This is a genomic window from Nocardioides sp. SLBN-35, assembly GCF_006715725.1.
In the GTDB taxonomy this organism is placed as follows: domain Bacteria; phylum Actinomycetota; class Actinomycetes; order Propionibacteriales; family Nocardioidaceae; genus Nocardioides.
Genome location: NZ_VFNU01000001.1, coordinates 3712668 through 3729266, shown reverse-complemented (window position 1 = coordinate 3729266; position 16599 = coordinate 3712668). Strand labels below are relative to the sequence as shown.

The window sequence follows — 16599 nt, the reverse complement described above, 5'->3', positions numbered from 1 at the left end:
TTCTGGCTCGCAAACTCCCTCGAACCGTTCGATCGAACGACTTGAGGGACCCAGCGCGCGGGTCAGTGCTCGTCGTAGTGCCCGCCGTGCACGGCATGCCGGTGCCCGTCGTGCACGTAGTCGACGTGGTCGTCGTGGGGTACGGCGAGGTGCCCGCACCCCGGCCCGTGGGCATGCGGGTGCTCGCCGCACGCCTCGTGTGACGGCGCGGCCTGACCGGCCGCGAACGGCTCGCGCAGGCGGGCACGGTGACGCTGCCAGATGCCGATCGGCCAGGCGACGGCGTAGCAGGCGAGGGCGAGCAGCACGATCGTCGGGCCGGGCGCGACGGTCGCCTGGTACGACGCGAAGGTGGCCGCGACCAGCCCGCCGACCGAGGCGAGGGTGCCGAGGACCATGGCGGCGCCGATGGTGGTGCGGAAGGAGCGGGTGAGCTGCTGGGCGGTGGCGACGGGGACGACCATCAGGGCGGACACGAGGAGCAGGCCGACGGTGCGCATGGCGACGGTGACCGACACGGCGGCCAGCACGGCGACGAGCACGTTGTAGACGCGCACCCGCAGCCCGGCGACCCGGGCGAACTCCTGGTCCTGGGCGACCGCGAACAGCTGCGGAGCGAGCCCCACGCACAGCCCGACGACCGCGATCGCGAGCACCATGGTGATCAGCACGTCTCCCGAGGAGATGGTGGTCAGCGAGCCGAAGAGGAAGCGGTTGAGCGCAGCGGCACTCTGCCCGGCCAGTCCGCTGACGAACACGCCGCCGGCCAGGCCGCCGTAGAACAGCAGCGCCAGCGCGACGTCGCCGTTGGTCTGGCCGCGCTCGCGGATCACCTCGATCAGCACCGCGCCGAGGACCGCGACCAGGACCGCCGTCCACAGCGGGGACGCGCCCGTAGCGAGACCGATCGCGACGCCGGTGACGGCGACGTGCCCGATCCCGTCGCCCATCAGCGCGAGCCGGCGCTGGACCAGGAAGGTGCCGATCGCCGGCGCGGCCAGGCCGGTGAGCAGCGCGGCGATGAGCGCGCGCTGCATGAACGGCTGGCTGAACAGCTCGAGGGCGCTCACAGGCGGTCTCCCGGCAGGTGCGGCTCGGTCCCCAGCGGCGTCGACGGATGGGGGACGGGGTCGTGATGGTGGTGGTGCGTGTGGGGCTCGGCGAACCACGGCTGGTGCACCTCGTGGTCGCGCAGCGCGGCGCCGTCGTAGGCCACGCGGCCGTCGCGGAGCACGACGGCCCGGTCGACGAGGGGGGCCAGCGGGCCGAGCTCGTGGGCGACGAGAACGATGGTCGCGCCGCGCTCCTTGAGCCGGCGCAGGGTGTCGGCGAGCACCTGCTGGTTGGGCAGGTCGACGCCCGCGGTCGGCTCGTCGAGGAAGAACAGCTCCGGCTCGCCGGCCAGCGCACGGGCGATGAGCACCCGCTGCTGCTGGCCGCCGGACAGGTTGGTGACGGCGTCGCGGCGGCGGTCGGCGAGCCCGACCACCTCGAGCGCGTCGTCGATGGCCGCGCGGTCCGCCTTCGACAGCGGGCGCAGCAGGCGGCGCCGGGTCAGCCGGCCGGCGGCGACCACCTCCCACACGGAGGCCGGGATGCCGGAGCCGGCGGTGGCGCGCTGGGGGACGTAGCCGATCCGGCTCCACGCGTCGTACTCCTCGAGCGGGGTGCCGAACAGCCGCACCTCGCCGCCGATCAGCGGCCGCAGTCCGACCATCGCCCGCACCAGCGTGGACTTCCCGGAGCCGTTGGCGCCCATCAGGGCCACGAAGTCACCAGGTACGACGGCCACGTCGATGCCGCGCAGCACCGGGCGTCCGCCCAGGGCGACGCTGGCGTCACGGACCTCGACAGCGGGCACTGCGCTCATCGACAGCCGTTCGCGGAGCGCAGGGTGGCGAGGTTGGTCTTCATCAGCGACAGGTAGTCCTCGTCGGCGGTGGCGTCGGTGAGGCCCTCCACCGGGTCGAGCACTCCGTTGGTCAGGCCGAGGTCGTCGGCGAAGCTCGCGCCGAGCGCCGGCTTGAGCGGCTCGCTGAACACCGTGGTGATGCCTTCCGTCTTGATGAGGTCCTGCAGCTCCCCGAGCACCGCACCGGTCGGCTCGGCGTCGGGGGAGAGGCCCACGATCGAAGCGACGTGGAGGCCGTACTTCTCCAGGTAGCCGAACGCGTCGTGGGACACCACGATGGTGTCACGATCGCAGTCGGCCAGACCAGCGGCATAGGACTCGTCGAGCGTGGTCAGGTCGGCCCGCAGCGCCGCCGCGTTCTCCCGGTAGGCGTCGGCATGGTCCGCGTCGACGCCCGCGAGCTCGTCGGCGACCGCGTCGGCGAGGTCGGCGACCCGCAGCGGGTCCTGCCAGAAGTGCGGGTCGAGGTCGCCGTGGTCGTGGTCGTGCTCCTCCTCGCCGGAGTGCTCCTCCTCGTCGGAGTGCTCGGCGTGCTCGTCGGCGTGCTCCTCGAACGGCAGCGGGTCGACGACCTTCGTCGCGTCGACCGTTGCGCCGGTGGCGTTCTGCTCGACCGCGTCGTCGACGGCGGGCTGGAAGCCCGACTCGTAGACGACCAGGTCGGCGTCGGCCAGGTCCGCGGTCTCCTTGATGGTCAGCTCGAGGTCGTGCGGCTCGGTACCGGGCTGGGTGAGCAGGTCCACCCGTGCGCCGGTGCCCTCGGTGACCCGCTCGGCGACGTACGCCAGCGGGTAGAAGGCGGCCGCCACGCTCACCTTGCCGTCGTCGCCCTTCGTGTCGTCACTGAAGGCGGAGCAGCCGGAGGCGAGCAGGGCGAGCGAGGACAGGGCGACGAGGCCGGAAGACAAGCGCATGAGAATCATTCTCAACCGTTGGCGGCTGTCGGTCAAGCCGACGCCGGCGCTCGCGTGCGTAGAGTGCGGCCGTGCTCGTCGTGAACCGCTTCCGCGCAGGCCAGGACCCGGCCGGACTCCGGGCCGAGCTCGAGCTCGTCCACGGGCTCCTCGCCGCCCAGACCGGGTACGTCGAGGGCTGGGTCGGCCGCAACCTCGACGACCCGGACCTGTGGACCCTCACCACACGCTGGGCCAACGTCGGCGCCTACCGGCGCGCGCTGTCGACGTACGACCTCAAGCTGCACGGCGTCCCCGTGCTCAGCCGGGCCGTCGACGAGCCCGGTGCCTACGAGGTCGTGGAGCCCGGCGGAGTCCTCAATGTGGTGGAGCCTCGCGTAACCTAGGCACTCGCTCCGCGACACCATCACAAACCCGCTCGGCAGCCAGCCGGGCTCGTCCCACGCAAGGAATCCACCGTGGCCAAGCCGCCCCCGTCCACCGTCGACCAGGTCGTCTCCCTCGCGAAGCGCCGAGGCTTCGTCTACCCCTGTGGCGAGATCTACGGCGGCACCCGCTCGGCCTGGGACTACGGCCCGCTGGGCGTGGAGCTCAAGGAGAACATCAAGCGCCAGTGGTGGCGCTCGATGGTGCAGAGCCGCGACGACGTCGTCGGCCTCGACTCCAGCGTGATCCTGCCGCGGCAGACCTGGGAGGCGTCCGGCCACGTCGCGACGTTCACCGACCCGCTGACCGAGTGCCAGTCGTGCCACAAGCGGTTCCGCGCCGACCACCTGCAGGAGGCGTACGCCGAGAAGAAGGGGATCGAGGACCCCGACACGGTCCCGATGTCGGACATCGCGTGCCCCAACTGCGGCAGCCGCGGCGCCTGGACCGAGCCGCGCCAGTTCTCCGGCCTGCTCAAGACCTACCTCGGCGTCATCGAGGACGAGTCGGGCCTGCACTACCTGCGCCCCGAGACCGCGCAGGGCATCTTCCTCAACTTCGCCAACGTGGTGACCTCGCAGCGGATGAAGCCCCCGTTCGGCATCGCGCAGATCGGCAAGAGCTTCCGCAACGAGATCACGCCGGGCAACTTCATCTTCCGCACCCGCGAGTTCGAGCAGATGGAGATGGAGTTCTTCGTCAAGCCGGGTGAGGACGAGGAGTGGCACCAGTACTGGATCGACACCCGCACGCAGTGGTACACCGACCTCGGCATCAACCCCGACAACCTGCGCCACTACGAGCACGCCAAGGAGAAGCTCTCCCACTACTCCAAGCGGACCGTCGACATCGAGTACCGCTTCCGGTTCGCCGGCTCCGAGTGGGGTGAGCTCGAGGGCATCGCCAACCGCACCGACTTCGACCTGTCGACCCACGCCGAGGCGTCGGGCAAGGACCTGTCCTACTTCGACCAGGCCTCCAACACCCGCTACGTCCCCTACGTCATCGAGCCCGCAGCAGGCCTCTCGCGCAGCCTGATGACCTTCCTCGTCGACGCGTACGCCGAGGACGAGGCCCCCAACACCAAGGGCGGCGTCGACAAGCGGACCGTGCTGCGGCTCGACCCGCGCCTGGCCCCGGTCAAGGCCGCGGTGCTGCCGCTGAGCCGCAACGAGGACCTCACCCCGAAGGCCAAGGCCGTCGCCACCGAGCTGCGTGCCCTGTGGAACGTCGACTTCGACGACGCCGGCGCGATCGGCAAGCGCTACCGCCGCCAGGACGAGATCGGTACGCCGTACTGCGTCACCGTCGACTTCGACACCCTCGAGGACCAGGCCGTCACCGTCCGCGACCGCGACACCATGTCCCAGGAGCGGGTCTCGCTGACCAAGCTGACGTCCTACTTCGCCGAGCGGCTCGTCGGGTGCTGAGCCTCCGGTCCGTCGCCGTGCCGGCGCTCGCCCTCGCGGTGGCCGCCGGTCTCTCGGGCTGCGGATCGGACGACTCGAAGGATGCGAGGAAGGCGAAGCCGACCGCGAGCGCCACGACCACGGCGCCGGCCGACTACCTTCCCGTGCCCGACGACGTCACCCTCACCGAGCCGGGCACGTCGCTCGCGCTCGGTACGGAGGGCGTCGTGGCGTTCCAGCGACGCCAGGACGAGGTCGGGGTGCTTGCGGTGACCGTCGAGCGGATCGAGCGGACCTCGTTCCAGAAGTCGTTCCCGGGCTGGAACGTCGACGCGGCCACCGCCGCGCGCACGCCGTACTTCGTCCGGGTCAGGGTCACCAACGTCGGCGACACCGACCTCGGCGGGCTGCGGCTCGACAACGTGCTGTGGGCCGACGACGGCACCAACCTCGAGGCGCCCAACTACTACACCGCCGACCAGCTGCCGGTCTGCTCCGGCGACCCGCTGCCGGCGCCGTTCGCCGCCGGCGCGAGCGCCGAGCTGTGCCAGGTCTACTTCATCGCCCCGACCCACGAGCTCGTGAACGTGTCCTTTCCGCCGTTCGGTGGCCTGGACGCCGTCACCTGGAGCGGGGAGCTGAGCAAGGTCAAGAAGCCGGGCAAGAAGGGCAAGAAGGCCGAGAAGTCGGCCGAGAGCGACGAGAAGGCCTCGTGACCGGACTGCGCCTGGGCCCGCTCGAGGTGCCCACCCCGGTGGTGCTCGCCCCGATGGCCGGCATCACCAACGCCGCCTACCGCCGGCTGTGTGCCGAGCACGGCGCCGGGCTGTACGTCTGCGAGATGATCACCAGTCGCGGGCTGGTCGAGGGCGACGAGACGACCAAGCGGATGCTGGTCTTCGACGAGCTCGAGACGGTCCGCTCGGTCCAGCTCTACGGCACCGACCCGACGTACGTCGGCCAGGCGACGAAGCTGTTGTGTGGTGAATGGGGCGTCAACCATGTCGACCTCAACTTCGGCTGCCCGGTGCCCAAGGTCACCCGCAAGGGCGGCGGTGGCGCCCTGCCGTGGAAGCGCAACCTGCTGGGCGCGATCCTCGAGGAGGCGGTCGCCGCCGCGGCGCCCTACGACGTCCCGGTCACGATGAAGACCCGCAAGGGCCTCGACGACGACCACCTGACCTTCCTCGACGCCGGCCGCATCGCGCAGGAGACAGGCGTCGCCGCGATCGCGCTGCACGGGCGGACCGTGGCGCAGGCCTACTCCGGGCAGGCCGACTGGGACGCCATCGCTGAGCTGGTCGCGGCCGTCGACATCCCGGTCCTCGGCAACGGCGACATCTGGGAGGCTGCGGACGCGCTGCGCATGGTCGAGGAGACCGGCGCCGCGGGCGTCGTCGTCGGCCGCGGTTGCCTGGGCCGGCCCTGGCTGTTCCGCGACCTGGCCGCCGCGTTCTCCGAGGCCGGCGTCGGGGAGACGACGCTGCCGACCCTCGGCGAGGTGGCCGCGATGATGCGTCGGCATGCCGAGCTGCTGTGCGAGCACATGGGGGAGGAGCGCGGCTGCAAGGAGTTCCGCAAGCACGTCACCTGGTACCTCAAGGGCTTCCGTGCCGGCGGCGAGCTGCGCCGCTCGCTGGGCCTGGTCGACTCGCTGGCAGCCCTGGACCGGCTGCTCGCCGAGCTGGACCCGGCTGAGCCGTTCCCGGCCTCCGAGCTCGGTGCCCCGCGCGGGCGGCAGGGCGCGCCGCGGTCCAGGATCGTGCTCCCGGAGGGCTGGCTCGACGACACCGACGGCCTCTCCGGTGGCGGTGTGGGCGTGCTCGAGGACGTCGACGAGACCACGGGTGGGTGAGTCGTGGGGTGAGCCGACTCACCCCAGCGTGCGGTCTCACCAATTGGTTGAAGGCTTGATCGTTGTGCTCTAGTAGCACGATGCTCTGGCCCAGGTCAGGGTTCTCGGGATGCATCTGCAAGCAACAGCAAAGGATCAGCGCGTGGCCACCAGCCACAAGCGGGAAACCGCGCGACGTACACCCCGAGCCGCCCTGCTGGCCGGCTCCCTCGCCGCCCTCGCGACCACTGCGGTCGTCACGGGAGGCGTCCTCAACTCCTCGGCCCCCGACGCCGACCTCGTGGCGGTCGACCGCTCGAAGGCCGCCGCGGGCTCCGTGGGCGACACCGGCACCCGGGTGCCCCTCATCTCCCGCAGCACGGACCGCTCCGCCGACGCGATCGGCACCAAGCTCGACGCGCTGCTCTCCGACGCAGCGACCGCCCAGGCGATCGCCGGGGCGAAGAAGAGCTGGACCTCCACGTCCCTCAACCTGTGGACGCGCCCCGACAAGCGGGCCAAGGAGATCGGTGAGATCGACGAGGGCGAGAGGGTCCTCGTCACCGGGCGGACGTACGGCGAGCGCGCCGAGATCGTGCTCGACGGCAAGTCCCGCTGGGTCACGGCCGGCTACTTCACCGACGAGAAGCCGCCGACGCTGGGCGGGCGCTGCACCAACGGCACGTCGGTGTCGCCCGGTGTCAGCCCCAGCATCGAGAAGATCCACGAGGCGGTCTGCGCCAACTTCCCCGACATCAGCGTCTACGGCACGTTCCGCGGTGCCTCGATCTCCGGGGACCACGAGACCGGCCGTGCCGTCGACATCATGATCTCGGGCTCCGAGGGCTGGAAGGTCGCCGAGTTCGTGCGGGCCAACTACGCGGCGCTCGGCGTCTCCTACATCATCTACTCGCAGAAGATCTGGTCGGTGGAGCGGGCCGGCGAGGGCTGGCGGGGCATGCCGAACCGCGGCTCGGCCACCGCCAACCACTACGACCACGTGCACGTCTCGGTCTACTGACCGGTCCTCGAACCCTGCCCCAGGTGGGCGCGTAGCGCAGCCAGGGTCGCCCGGGCGGCGGCCGACGGCGCCGGGTCGGCGCGCCAGACCAGGCCCAGGTGCGAGTCGGCCTGTGTCGAGGTGACGCGGACGTGGTGCAGCTCGCTCGGCGCGTCCGCCGACGAGCTGGTCACGACGGCGACGCCGAGACCGCGCGCGGCCAGTGCGCGAGCCGTGGTCGGCAAGGTGACGTCCCAGGTCACCGGCGCCGGCAGGCCCTCGGCCCGCATCAGCGTCGCGTAGGCGAGCCGCATGCCGGTGCCTTCGGAGGTGCAGATCACCTGCTCGTCGAGCAGCTCGGCGGGGGAGACCTCGGTGCGTCCGGCCCACGGGTGCCGAGGATCGACGACGACCACGACGCGCTCGTCGAGGGCCACCCAGGACGCGAGCCCGGCCAACGGCTGGTCCGGCCAGGAGACCAGCGCCAGGTCGAGACGGCCCGCGGCGACGTCGGCCTGCAGCTCGAAGGAGCGACCCTCGCGCAGGGACAGCTCGAGGCCGGGGTGCTCGTCGTGGACCGACTGGATCCCGTCGAGGAACGCCGGCCAGCTCAGTCCGGCGACCGCGCCGACGGCGACCGTCCCGCTGAGCAGCCCGTTGACCTCGTCCGCGGTGCTCCGCACGCGATCGAGCCCCGCGACGACGTACCGGATCTGGTCGAGGACCGGAGCGGCCGAGGGCGCCACCCGGGTGCCCTTGGGTGTGCGGTCGAAGAGCCGGGTGCCCAGCTCGCGCTCGAGCAGAGCGACCTGGGCGCTGACGCCGGACTGGGTGACGTGCAGGGCCTGGGCGGCGGCCGTGAACGAGCCCTCGTCCGCGACCGCCACGGCGTAGCGGAGCTGGTGCACCTCCATAAGCGTTGATACTAGCAAGCAGTAGAAGCATCTGTTGGACTACTGGACTGTTGCGGCGCACGCTGAGGTCATGACCACCACGACCGCGAAGCAGCGACTGATCCGCACCGTCCAGCTCGGCACCGCGACGGTCGAGGGCATCGTGCTCTCCACGATCGTCCTGCACGCCACCGTCACCCTCGGCCTCCCGCCCGCCTCCGTCGGCGTCATCCTGGCGCTGGGCGCGGGCACCGCCATCGCCCTGGCGGTCCCGCTCGGCATGCTCACCGACCGGCTCGGCCTGGGGCGTGCGGCGGCCGCGCTCTCGGCACTGGCCTCGCTCGCCCTGGCCGGGTACGCCGTCACCGACACCGGCGCCGGATTCACCGCGGCCGCGATCGCCTTCGCGGTCGCGCAGTCCGCCTCCGGCGCCGCACGCCAGGCGCTCGCCGTCGAGGGGGCCGACCCGGCCGACCGACTGGCCATCCGGGCCACCATGCACATGCTGTTGAACGCCGGGATCGGCATCGGCACCACGATCGGCGCGCTCCTGGCCGCCGTCGACCTCGGGACCACCACCGAGACGGCGTACGGCGTCGGCGCGGTGTCCATGGCCCTGGCCGCGCTCCTCCTCGTCGCCCTGACCGGACGCCGGCGCCCCGGCGCCGGGACCTCGGCCCCCGCCACCGGCGGCATGCTGCTCGCCCTGCGCGACCGCCGGTTCGCGACGGCCCTCGGGCTCGCGGCGGCGATCCAGCTCACCATGCCGGTGCTCTCGGTCATCCTCCCCGTCTGGGTCGTGCTCCGGTCCGGCGGCCCGGCCTGGCTGCCCGCCGTGGCGCTCGCGCTCAACACCGTCGCGGTGATCGCCGGGCAGCGGCGGTGGGCCGCGCGGGTCACGTCGACGCGGAGCACGGTGCGCACGGGCGTCGCCGCCGCGATCGCCCTGGCCGCCGCAGGTGCCCTGCTCGCGGTCTCCGCTCGCACCGACTCGCCGATCGCCTTCAGCGTCGTGGTGGTCGCCGGTGTCCTCGCGCTGACCGTCGGCGAGATCGGCGGCGGCCTGGCCACCTGGCGGGTGGCGCTCAGCGAGGTCCCGGCCGCGGCGGAGGGGCGCTACCAGGCGGCGTACTCCATGTCGACCAGCGCCGCCCGCATCGTCGGCCCCAGCCTCGCCCTGCCGCTGGTCCTCACGCTCGGCCCGGTCGGCTGGCTGGTCCTCGGTGCCACGATGGCCTCCGGCTGCCTCGGCATCGCCGCGCTGGCGTCGGAGACCCCGCTAGGGTCGCTGCGTGGACCCGGTCGAGCAGCGGTACGACGCGCACGCGCGCGAGCGGATCGTGCCCGAGCCGCCGAAGCGTGTTGAGGCGCCCGAGCGGCTGCCGTTCGAGCGCGACCGGGCGCGCGTGGTGCACGCGGCGTCCTTCCGGCGGCTGGCGGCCAAGACCCAGGTGGTCGGACCGCAGAGCGACGACTTCGTCCGCAACCGGCTCACCCACAGCCTGGAGGTCGCCCAGATCGCGCGCGACCTCTCCCGCGCGCTGGGAACCCACCCCGACATCACCGAGACGGCCGCGCTCGCGCACGACCTCGGCCACCCGCCGTTCGGCCACAACGGCGAGCGCGCGCTGGCCGAGCTGGCCACGGGCTGCGGCGGGTTCGAGGGCAACGCCCAGACCCTGCGCCTGCTGACCCGGCTCGAGGCCAAGACGCCGGGTGCCGGGCTCAACCTGACTCGGGCCACCCTCGACGCCTGCACCAAGTACCCCTGGGGCCGCGCCGGCGGGGCGGAGCATGCCGGCAAGTTCGGGGTGTACGACGACGACCTGCCGGCCTTCGAGTGGCTCCGGGCGGGCGCGCCTGCCGGCGGCCGCTGCCTGGAGGCGCAGGTGATGGACCTCGCCGACGACGTCGCCTACTCCGTCCACGACGTCGAGGACGGCACCGTCGCCGGCAAGGTCGACCTGACCCGGCTCGACGCCCCGGCCCTGTGGGACACGGTCCGGGTCTGGTACCGCCCCGACGCGACCGACGCCGAGCTCGACGCGGTCCTCGACCGGCTCCGGGCCGTCGGGAGCTGGCCGCGGGCGCCGTACGACGGCGGACGGGCGGGCCTCGCCGCGCTGAAGAACCTCACCAGCGACCTGATCGGCCGGTTCTGCGGCGCCGTGCAGCAGGCGACGTTCGCGGCGACCGAGGGCCCGTTCGTGCGCTACGCCGGCGACCTGGTGATCCCGGCCGACACGTGGGCCGAGATCACCGTGCTCAAGGGGATCGCGGCGCACTACGTCATGGAGGCCGCCGACCGGGTCGCGCTGCAGATCCGCCAGCGCGAGCTGCTCGCGGCCCTGGTCGAGGTGCTGCTCGATCGGGGGCCGGACGCCCTGGACGAGATGTACGCCGCCGACTGGCACGCCGCATCCGACGACGCGGCCCGGACCCGGGTCGTCATCGACCAGGTCGCGTCACTGACCGACGCCAGCGCTGTCGCCTGGCATGACCGGCTACTGGGCTGAGCAGGTACGACGAGACAGGAGCTCGCGATGCGCAAGGTCACCTACTCGATGGGGGTCTCCCTCGACGGCTACGTCATCGGGCCCGACGGTGAGTTCGCCTGGACCGCGCCCAGCGAGGAGGTGTTCCGGTTCAGCACCGAGGAGGTCGGCGGGGTCGGCACCCACCTGCTGGGCCGCCGCCTCTACGAGTCGATGCTGGTCTGGGAGACCACCGAGGAGGTCCCCGGGCTCGGCTTCTCCACGGCCGAGTTCGCCCACCGCTGGCGGCGCATCCCGAAGGTCGTGTTCTCCACGACGCTCACCGAGGTCGAGGGCAACGCGCGGCTGCTGTCCGGCGGGCTGGTCGAGGAGGTCGAGCGGCTGCGGGCCGAGCCGGGGGAGGGCGACATCGCCATCGGCGGCGCCGACCTCGCGGCCCAGGTCATCGCCGCGGGCCTCGTCGACGAGTACCGGATCCGGTACTACCCGGTCCTGGTCGGCGGCGGTACGCCGTACGTCCCCCAGGACGCGGTGTGCAGGAACGTCGAGCTCGTCGAGAGCCGCACCTTCGGGAGCGGGGTCGTCTTCCTGCACTACCGGACCGTGCGCGAGGGCTGAGCCCGGATCCGGGCTGTGACGCGAACCGGCCCGTCGCGCTGGTGCGCGACGGGCCGGTCGGTTCGATCGGTGGTGCCGGGTCAGCCGGTGACCGGGATGTGCTCCTTGACCGGCTTCGGCGGCGGCGCGTCGCCGGGGACCGGCGCCTTGTCGCTGGTCACGTTGCCGCAGGTGGCCGAGGCGACGGTGACCTTCACCTGGTCGAGCAGGTTCAGGTAGAGCGCGTCCACGGTGAAGGTGCCGTCGGCGTTCGCGCTCTGCCGGTTGACGACGAGCTCGATGATCGGCGGCACGCCCGCGACGTCGGGGATCTTGACCGACTGGTTGGCCTTCTTGGTGTCGACGTTGACCGGCAGGCCCAGGGCCTTGAGGTCGGCGATCGTGGTGGTGCCGGTGTTGCCGGTGCACTTGGCCTCGACGGCGCCCGCGCCGACCAGCTTCAGCTTGCCCGCGAGGACGTCGCACAGGCCGCCGAGCTGGCCGTTGGTGAGCTTGCTGATGTCGAGGGCGCCGAGTGCGCTCAGGTTGAGCGGCGTGCCCTGGGTCGCGGTGCCGACCTGGTCGAGGACGCCCTGCAGCTGCGTGAGCACCGGGCCGAGGACCTGGGTGTTGACCGGGTCGAGGGCCGGGCCGAGCTGTGAGGTGATCTGCGTGCAGACCGTGTTGAGCTGGGTGGTGAGGGTGCCCTGCGGGTCGAGCGTCTTCAGCAGGCCGTCGCCGACCGCGAGGTCGGCGACGCTGGCCGTGGCTGCACCGTTCTGCGCGGACGCGTTGATGATGCCGCCGCTGGCGACGGGGTTGGTGGGCAGGCCGATGAGGGAGTCGGTCTTGAGCGAGCCGTCGGTGGAGCTGACGGCGGGAGTCCGTGGGATCACCCCGTTGCCGGCGATGGACAGCTCGAGGCCGAAGGCAGACGACGGGGTGCCCGCCGCGGTCGCCGTACCGCCGGTGAGGAGTGCGGCGGACGTCGCCGCTCCCGCCACCAGGGCGAGGGCGCCGGCCAACGGAGCCAGTTGCCGCTTGTTCTTCATCGTGTTCCCTTCATCTTCATCACTGTGTCCCCGAGATGGAGCAGTTCGTGGGGGTCAGGCCTCGTCGACCATGACCGGGGTGCCGATCGGGACGGTGCGCAGCAGGTCGAGGGCGTCGTCGGGCACCCGCACGCAGCCGTGACTGATCGCCTTGCCGAAGACCGACGGGTCGGTCCAGCCGTGCAGCGCCACCGTGCCGGGCCCGCCGCCGTAGGAGTCGAGCGTCTCGCTGTGGCTGCCCAGCGGCATGATCACCGGCGAGAACGGCTGCTTGTCGTCGATGATCTGCCCGAGCACGAAGGTCCGGCCGACCGGCGTCGGCGTGCCTCCGGCCCCGATCGCGACGGTCCAGGTCCCGACCAGCGCGTCGTCCTCGAAGAGCTCCAGCGACCGCTCGCCGAGATGCACCTCGACCCGGAACCGGCTGTGCGCCTCGGTCAGCTCGGAGCCCCTGATCCACCCGGTCGAGCCGTTCGGCTTCGACGGCAGCAGCACCTGCACCCAGTCGCGGTTGCGCGTGATCACCGGCAGCCAGACGTCCCCGAACTCGGTCGGTCGCACCTTGGCGAACGGCTTGCCGTCGGGCTCGTCGTACAGCGCAGTCGCCCGCTTCGGGTGCACCACGGTGCCCGAGGGCGTCTTCGTGGGCCGCGGGTCCTGCGGCGCCGCCTTGATCGTGGAGTGGGTGGAGCTGACCGGCAGCTTCTTCAGGTCCAGGTCGACCGAGGCCGCCGGCGCCGCGGCCGGCGACGTCTCGTCGTCCCCACCGTCCTTGAGCACCATGACCAACGTCGAGAGCGCGAAGAGCAGCACGACGAGGGTCACCGGCCAGCTGGTGCGGCGGCGCGACTCCTCCATGCGCGGTCCCTCCCCGAACGCTCATCCCCAGACCCCTTCGTGCGGTCCTCCCGGTCGAGCAACGAGACTGAGCGACGAAGGTCACGCCGACCTGCGGAAACGCACCGCTGTCGGCCCGGTCGTCCACAGGGGTGTCGGCTGCCGGATCCCGGCCGAGGGGTGCTCAGTAGGATCGCCGCATGGTCGGCCGGATTCGTGACGAGGACATCGCCACGGTCCGTGAGCGGGTCAAGATCGACGAGGTCGTGTCGTCGTACGTCACCCTGCGCAATGCCGGCGGCGGCTCGATGAAGGGCCTGTGCCCGTTCCACGACGAGAAGTCCCCGTCGTTCCACGTGACGCCGAGCCGGGGCTTCTTCCATTGTTTCGGCTGCCAGGAAGGTGGCGACGTCTTCACCTTCCTGATGAAGATCGACGGCCTCAGCTTCGGCGAGGCCGTCGAGCGGATGGCTGACAAGTACGGCGTCCAGCTGCGTCGCGACGAGACCGGCCAGGACGACCGGCCCAAGGGTCCCCAGCGGCGCCGCCTGGTCGAGGCGCACGCCGTGGCCCAGGAGTTCTACGCCGAGCAGCTCGGCACCCCCGAGGCGCTGGCCGCGCGCCAGTTCCTGGCGGAGCGCGGCTTCGACCAGGGCGCCGCGCTGAAGTTCGGGGTCGGCTTCGCGCCGCGCGACGGGGAGGCGCTGTGGCGTCACCTGAGCGGGCGCAAGTTCACCCGCGAGGAGGTGATCGCCGCCGGGCTGGTGGCGATGGGCCGCTCCCTCTACGACAAGTTCCGCGGCCGGCTGCTGTGGCCGATCCGGGAGACCAACGGCGACACCATCGGGTTCGGGGCGCGCCGGATCTTCGAGGACGACCGGATCGAGGCCAAGTACCTCAACACCTCCGAGACGCCCATCTACAAGAAGAGCCAGGTGCTCTACGGCATCGACCTGGCCCGCAAGCCGATCGCGCTGAGCTCCAAGGCCGTCGTCGTCGAGGGCTACACCGACGTGATGGCCTGCCACCTCGCCGGCGTCGAGACCGCGGTCGCCACCTGCGGCACCGCCTTCGGCGACGACCACGCCCGAGTCCTGCGTCGCTTCCTCGACGACCACGCCGAGCTGCGCAGCGAGGTCGTGTTCACCTTCGACGGCGACGAGGCCGGGCAGAAGGCCGCGCTGCGCACCTTCGAGGGCGACCAGCGCTTCGTGTCGCAGACGTACGTCGCGGTCGCCCCGGAGGGCATGGACCCCTGCGAGCTGCGGATCTCGAAGGGTGACGACGCGGTCCGCGAGCTGATCGCCAGCCGCCGCCCGCTCTACCGCTTCGTGCTCGAGAACGTCGTCAAGCGCCATGACCTCGACCGCGCCGACGGCCGCATCGACGCGGTCCGCGACGCGGCCGCCCTGGTCGCCTCGGTGCGCGACCAGTCCAAGGTCACGGCGTTCGCCCAGGAGATCTCGCGGCTGGTCGGGGCCGACATCGACACCAACCAGGTGCTGGCCGCCGTACGACGCGCCGCGGCCAAGGGCCCGCAGCAGGACCGCGGGATGAAGTCGTCGCGTGCCGCCGAGCGGCCCCCCGAGCAGCCGGCGCCGGCGACCCGGGTCCCCGACCTGCGCGACCCTCGGTTCGGGATCGAGCGCGAGACGCTCAAGCTCGTCCTGCAGCACCCGGTCGCGATCGGCCGCACCAGCGCCGACATCGGCCTCAACGACTTCGTCCACCCCACCTACCGCGGCGTCTGGGAGGCGATCACCGCTGCCGGTGGCGCGGTCGCGGGCCAGAACGACGCCGGCTGGGTGGCCCACGTCCGCGACGCCGCCACGGACCCCGCGGTGTCCTCGATCGTCAGCGCCCTCGCGGTCGAGCCGATCCCCGCCAACCGCGACATCGACGCCGGCTACATCGCCACCCACCTGTTCCGCCTGCAGGAGCTCACCGTGCTGCGCCGCATCGACGAGGTGAAGTCGCGCCTTCAGCGCACCAACCCACTCGACAACCCCACCGACTACAACAAGATGTTCGGCGAGCTCGCCGCGCTCGAGCAGCACCGGCGCACGCTGCGCGAGAAGATCGTCGGCGTCCCGTGAGGCGGTGGACATGAGGTGGGTGCCCCTGCCGTCGCGCCGCCCGCCGTTCCCGGTCGGCGCGGGGGAGCGGCTGCTCGCCTGGGCCACCGTCCGTGCGCCCGGCGATGGTCCGGGCCTGGTGGGTGGCACCCGCGACGCGCTCTACCTGCCCGACCGGATCCCGTGGGAGCAGGTGGCGAGCGCCGACTGGGACCAGGAGGAGTCCACCCTGCGCGTGGTCGAGGTCGCCGGCTTCGGCGAGCCCAGCCCCGTCCACCTGCTGCGCCTCGACGACGCCGGCCGCCTCCTCGAGCTGGTCCGCGAGCGGGTCACCGCCAGCATCGCCGTCCAGCGCCACGTCGCGGTCTCCGGCCGCCGCCAGGTGCGGATCCTCGCCCGCCGCGCACCCGGCACCCGCGGCGAGCTGGCCTGGTTCGTCGAGTACGACGACGGCCTCGACCCCGCCGACCCCCGCGTCGATGCCGTGGTCCAGGACGCCCTCAGCGCCGCCCAGGCCGACGTCCTGGCCTGAGCCCCACCTCGATTTCGGCCGCGGGCCGCGTCCTTGCTAGTGTTTCCCCGCTTCCACCCCGCGGGTGGGGAGCAGCTTTCCCCCGTAGCTCAACTGGCAGAGCATGCGACTGTTAATCGCAGGGTTATTGGTTCGAGTCCAATCGGGGGAGCCACCATGAAAGCCCCGCCGGGAACCCGGCGGGGCTTCGTCGTTCCCGGCCTCAGCTGCTCGACGGAGCCTGCGACGTACCTCCCGACGAGTCGTCGTCCTGCTGCGACGACCCGGGCGGCACCTGCCCCATGTTCGGCGGGCCCTCCTGGCCCCCGCGCCCGCCCCAACCGGGGAAGCCGCGTTCGCCGGGTCCGCCCATCCGCTGGTGGCGGAAGTCCGGGCGGTCGTCGTGGCCGGCGACCAGCGCGGTGCCGGCGCCGGCGCCCGCACCGAGGACGAGGCCGGCCAGGCCGACCGCGACCATCGCACGCAGGTGGAACACCCGGTCGCGCCAGCGGGTCTTCAGGACCGGCGCCGGGGCAGTCGGCTCGATGGGAGCGGGTGGTACGTCGGGGGTCGGCTCACGGGTCGGCTCAGGGGTCGGCTCAGGGGTCGGGTCGTCGTTCTGGCTCATGCCTCCACGCTGCCTC

Annotated in this window: 17 protein-coding genes and 1 tRNA gene; 11 read left to right on the top strand and 7 right to left on the bottom strand. The window is 72.2% G+C overall.

Going from position 1 to position 16599, the window contains the following annotated elements; translation table 11 throughout:
* Nucleotides 1-62: 62 nt before the first annotated feature.
* The 3 genes from FBY23_RS18015 to FBY23_RS18005 are packed head-to-tail and all read right to left on the bottom strand — an operon-like array spanning nt 63 to nt 2826.
* Nucleotides 63-1070: a metal ABC transporter permease gene (locus FBY23_RS18015; RefSeq protein WP_260806077.1), complete on the bottom strand. Its 1008-nt coding sequence runs from the start codon at nt 1068-1070 to the stop codon at nt 63-65.
* The gene (locus FBY23_RS18010) at nt 1067-1870 is read right to left on the bottom strand and encodes a metal ABC transporter ATP-binding protein (protein ID WP_141799397.1); all 804 of its coding nucleotides are present in this window, start codon (nt 1868-1870) and stop codon (nt 1067-1069) included. The genes FBY23_RS18015 and FBY23_RS18010 overlap by 4 nt, the downstream gene beginning before the upstream one ends.
* Nucleotides 1867-2826: a metal ABC transporter substrate-binding protein gene (locus FBY23_RS18005; RefSeq protein WP_141799396.1), complete on the bottom strand. Its 960-nt coding sequence runs from the start codon at nt 2824-2826 to the stop codon at nt 1867-1869. The genes FBY23_RS18010 and FBY23_RS18005 overlap by 4 nt, the downstream gene beginning before the upstream one ends.
* 71 nt (nt 2827-2897) lie before the next feature.
* Between FBY23_RS18005 and FBY23_RS18000 the strand changes: the two genes are divergently transcribed.
* The 5 genes from FBY23_RS18000 (at nt 2898) to FBY23_RS17980 (ending at nt 7516) form a co-directional block, all read left to right on the top strand.
* Entirely contained in the window at nt 2898-3212 is a 315-nt protein-coding gene (locus tag FBY23_RS18000; RefSeq protein ID WP_141799395.1) for an antibiotic biosynthesis monooxygenase, read from the top strand.
* 72 nt (nt 3213-3284) lie between these two features.
* Nucleotides 3285-4682, top strand: a complete 1398-nt coding sequence (locus tag FBY23_RS17995; protein WP_141799394.1) for a glycine--tRNA ligase — start codon at nt 3285-3287, stop codon at nt 4680-4682.
* Nucleotides 4676-5377, top strand: a complete 702-nt coding sequence (locus FBY23_RS17990; protein ID WP_141799393.1) for a hypothetical protein — start codon at nt 4676-4678, stop codon at nt 5375-5377. The genes FBY23_RS17995 and FBY23_RS17990 overlap by 7 nt, the downstream gene beginning before the upstream one ends.
* A complete protein-coding gene (gene dusB / locus FBY23_RS17985; protein WP_141799392.1) occupies nt 5374-6516 on the top strand; it encodes a tRNA dihydrouridine synthase DusB in 1143 nt (380 codons plus the stop codon). Before FBY23_RS17990 ends, dusB begins: the two co-directional genes overlap by 4 nt.
* A 142-nt stretch (nt 6517-6658) precedes the next feature.
* Nucleotides 6659-7516: a hypothetical protein gene (locus FBY23_RS17980; RefSeq protein ID WP_141799391.1), complete on the top strand. Its 858-nt coding sequence runs from the start codon at nt 6659-6661 to the stop codon at nt 7514-7516.
* Here FBY23_RS17980 and FBY23_RS17975 read toward each other — a convergent pair.
* Nucleotides 7510-8409: a LysR family transcriptional regulator gene (locus FBY23_RS17975; RefSeq protein WP_141799390.1), complete on the bottom strand. Its 900-nt coding sequence runs from the start codon at nt 8407-8409 to the stop codon at nt 7510-7512. The two genes, FBY23_RS17980 and FBY23_RS17975, sit on opposite strands and share 7 nt — an antisense overlap.
* Nucleotides 8410-8479: 70 nt before the next feature.
* Between FBY23_RS17975 and FBY23_RS17970 the strand changes: the two genes are divergently transcribed.
* From FBY23_RS17970 to FBY23_RS17960, 3 genes are read left to right on the top strand one after another with little or no spacing between them, the layout of a single operon-like run.
* Complete coding sequence (locus FBY23_RS17970) at nt 8480-9754, top strand: MFS transporter (protein ID WP_141799389.1); 1275 nt, start codon at nt 8480-8482, stop codon at nt 9752-9754.
* Nucleotides 9681-10904, top strand: coding sequence for a deoxyguanosinetriphosphate triphosphohydrolase (locus FBY23_RS17965; RefSeq protein ID WP_141799388.1), 1224 nt, complete (start codon nt 9681-9683; stop codon nt 10902-10904). Before FBY23_RS17970 ends, FBY23_RS17965 begins: the two co-directional genes overlap by 74 nt.
* Nucleotides 10905-10931: 27 nt before the next feature.
* Nucleotides 10932-11501: a dihydrofolate reductase family protein gene (locus tag FBY23_RS17960; protein WP_141799387.1), complete on the top strand. Its 570-nt coding sequence runs from the start codon at nt 10932-10934 to the stop codon at nt 11499-11501.
* Nucleotides 11502-11581: 80 nt separating this feature from the next.
* Here FBY23_RS17960 and FBY23_RS17955 read toward each other — a convergent pair whose 3' ends face one another.
* Nucleotides 11582-12532, bottom strand: a complete 951-nt coding sequence (locus tag FBY23_RS17955) for a hypothetical protein (protein WP_141799386.1) — start codon at nt 12530-12532, stop codon at nt 11582-11584.
* Nucleotides 12533-12586: 54 nt separating this feature from the next.
* Nucleotides 12587-13390: a L,D-transpeptidase gene (locus FBY23_RS17950; protein WP_141799385.1), complete on the bottom strand. Its 804-nt coding sequence runs from the start codon at nt 13388-13390 to the stop codon at nt 12587-12589.
* A gap of 179 nt (nt 13391-13569) precedes the next feature.
* Between FBY23_RS17950 and dnaG the strand changes: the two genes are divergently transcribed.
* The 3 genes from dnaG (at nt 13570) to FBY23_RS17935 (ending at nt 16130) form a co-directional block, all read left to right on the top strand.
* On the top strand, nt 13570-15465 hold the full coding sequence (dnaG, locus tag FBY23_RS17945) for a DNA primase (RefSeq protein WP_141799384.1): 1896 nt from the start codon (nt 13570-13572) through the stop codon (nt 15463-15465).
* 10 nt (nt 15466-15475) lie between these two features.
* A complete protein-coding gene (locus FBY23_RS17940; protein WP_141799383.1) occupies nt 15476-15976 on the top strand; it encodes a hypothetical protein in 501 nt (166 codons plus the stop codon).
* A gap of 78 nt (nt 15977-16054) precedes the next feature.
* Nucleotides 16055-16130: transfer RNA gene (locus tag FBY23_RS17935), tRNA-Asn, on the top strand.
* A gap of 48 nt (nt 16131-16178) precedes the next feature.
* On the opposite strand, the gene FBY23_RS17930 is transcribed toward FBY23_RS17935, so the two are convergent.
* On the bottom strand, nt 16179-16583 hold the full coding sequence (locus tag FBY23_RS17930) for a hypothetical protein (RefSeq protein ID WP_141799382.1): 405 nt from the start codon (nt 16581-16583) through the stop codon (nt 16179-16181).
* Between the last annotated feature and the right edge of the window lie 16 nt (nt 16584-16599).